Below are 2,318 nucleotides of genomic sequence, written 5' to 3'. Positions count from 1 at the left end.
TGAAAGGCGAAAGGTGAAAGGTGAAAGGTGAAAGGTGAAAGGTGAAAGGTGAAAGGCGAAAGGTGAAAACATTGGTCGACTTAATTTCTGTTTAGAAATTTAGAAAAATCTAAACTTTCGGACTTTACTCAATTTTCGGACTTTCGGACTTCAAAATAAATCCGTTTATTTGCAGCCCGGAAAAAAATAACTGACTTGGTAGCTCAGCCGGTAGAGCAACTGACTCTTAATCAGTGGGTCGAGAGTTCGATCCTCTCCCAGGTCACTCGAGGAGACGTTCTACAAAAAACGTCTCCTCTTTTTAAATTATTAGTTTCTTATATAAGTCATTTGTCAGGCCGGACAAAGATGCCTTTGGCGGGAACTTAACGACAGTATAGTTATTAAAGACTTATATTTGCTTTAAAACCATCATTGGTTAATCAAACCTAAATGAAATTTCAATATCATACTGAGGGTTACCTTAAGGACCCATCCTTCACTGCCGATCTATTATCATTTTTGAAAAATTATGCCGAAAAGTTTCCTGGGATAGAAGAGTTGCGCCTTAATGTTGATGCTATATGGGCAGAACGAGTGGATTTTTATATCCGGAAGAACCAGTTTGAATATTCAAAGAACGGAACAGTTCTGACCATCAATACTTATGAGATGTTTAATAATGTAAAGGGGAAAATCGTCGGGATGACATCTCCGTTTGAGTTTTATCAAAACTTACGTTTTTTATTCGGCCGCGCAGTGGATGAGCATTAGTTAAAGATTCGGAGCAATGGATGAGATAACTGTAAATTACAATGCCGTTACTGGCTATTACTTATGCTTATGAAATACATTTCCAAGCTTTTTAAAAAGCACGAACCCGTTATTTATGCATGGATGTATCTGGGATGTATCATAATATTTGCTATTGTTTACTTTATTTTGCCAACCGGAAGTTTCACAGTACCAAAGTTAGACATCAGCAATCCCATAACATGCCTCTACTTTAGTACCATTACAATTACTACAGTCGGTTATGGCGACATTTCTCCTATATCAATACCGGCGCAAATAGCCGTTACCCTGCAGCCCATTCTCGGATTATTTTTAGTTGGGTTTTTCCTAAATGCGCTCGCTCAGCGGCAATCACAAAAAATATCTGAAGATGAAAAAGAGAAAGCTGCACTTAATGAGTTTAACATACTTAAAAAGAGACTTCTAAAAGTGAACGAAGTGCTTTCGTTGACCATCAGCAATTATGAACAGTACGTATTTGCACTGACCACGCCCATTGTTCGCCGCGTTACCGAGCCGGTGCTTGTTAACCAAAATTTTCATTTTCAAGATATGAGTGATCTCTTTGCACCTACGCTTTTCGAGGCTGCTCCGGACGAGTCCTCTGTCACACTTTATTTTCGTCGGCAAAAAGAACTTACAGACGAAATAAAGGCATTCTTGCTCAGTACGGAGCTAACTCCATGGCCGGATACAGAACAAGCGTGCCGAAATTTTTTGATAAACTGTAGCCGGGCCGATATCTCCGGAACAATTGCCGCCCATCAAAAAAACGATCAGGAAAAACAAATTATCGTCAAAATGATAAATGCATATCCCAGCGAACCGGAATATGCAGAAGGATCAAGTTTGATAAATCCATATGTTGCTTTATATAAACTGGTGAAGCAAAACCTCGCCTTGATCGAAAAATATAGAACAAGCATAACCACTGCCACGTCTTAAAATTTTATTAAATCAGTTTGCTGCTAGCCAATCTTGTTAATTTCGAAATTGGTTATAAATTGAAACTGCTTCAAAATCTTTCCGATTTACTGCGGCCAAAGCAATATGATCTGCAAGCTCTTTCTCCCCTGCCCTGTAAAGTTTTAGCAGAGTTTGATTGATCATTTCGGTATCCAGGTATATGTTGGCGTACGCTTTCTCCAATAGCAAAAGTAGGAGTTTTCCGGCTTCCTCTGCTAGGCCTTGATTAGCCTTTGCTTCAATCGCTCTCATTAAACGATATGTTGGAGCGCCGAAATCAAAAAAGCTAACGGCGCGTTCAAAAAGATTAAATACCTCCTCGTTGACAGTTCTCATCTGGTCCAATAAGTCGACCGTCTCTGCAACTGATTGACGGAAGGCGCGGTCATCAATTTTGGCAGCAATATCCAGCACTTTAGACCAAAGGGTTATAAGCAACTGATCTGAAAGCTCCAAGTCAGGAGTTCTCATGCGATCAACCAGGCACTTTAGTAATTCCAAATCGTTCGAATTTAGCAAGGTCTCCATTAATTGGTCGCTTTCGGGAAGTCCAAGGACGTATGCCACGTATATATGTT

3 protein-coding genes and 1 tRNA gene are annotated in these 2,318 nt (G+C 39.8%); 3 read left to right on the top strand and 1 reads right to left on the bottom strand.

The annotated features are described in order from the left end of the window. Positions 1-192 precede the first annotated feature (192 nt). The 3 genes from QZY09_RS20580 (at position 193) to QZY09_RS20570 (ending at position 1,719) form a co-directional block, all read left to right on the top strand. Positions 193-265, top strand: a tRNA-Lys gene (locus QZY09_RS20580). 167 nt (positions 266-432) lie between these two features. After that, positions 433-753, top strand: coding sequence for a hypothetical protein (locus QZY09_RS20575; RefSeq protein ID WP_295675553.1), 321 nt, complete (start codon positions 433-435; stop codon positions 751-753). Positions 754-822: 69 nt separating this feature from the next. Beyond that, a complete protein-coding gene (locus QZY09_RS20570) occupies positions 823-1,719 on the top strand; it encodes a potassium channel family protein (protein WP_295675551.1) in 897 nt (298 codons plus the stop codon). 36 nt (positions 1,720-1,755) lie between these two features. Here QZY09_RS20570 and QZY09_RS20565 read toward each other — a convergent pair. Further along, positions 1,756-2,318: hypothetical protein (locus QZY09_RS20565; protein ID WP_295675549.1), on the bottom strand; the 563-nt coding region annotated here is incomplete at its 5' end.

The organism is uncultured Mucilaginibacter sp. (assembly GCF_903913935.1).
GTDB lineage: Bacteria > Bacteroidota > Bacteroidia > Sphingobacteriales > Sphingobacteriaceae > Mucilaginibacter.
This window is presented reverse-complemented; position numbering and strand designations above follow the sequence as displayed.

Coding starts and splice junctions, on each gene's coding strand:
- QZY09_RS20575 (WP_295675553.1), top strand. CDS start 433: ATGAAATTTCAATATCATACTGAGGGTTACCTTAAGGACCCATCCTTC.
- QZY09_RS20570 (WP_295675551.1), top strand. CDS start 823: ATGAAATACATTTCCAAGCTTTTTAAAAAGCACGAACCCGTTATTTAT.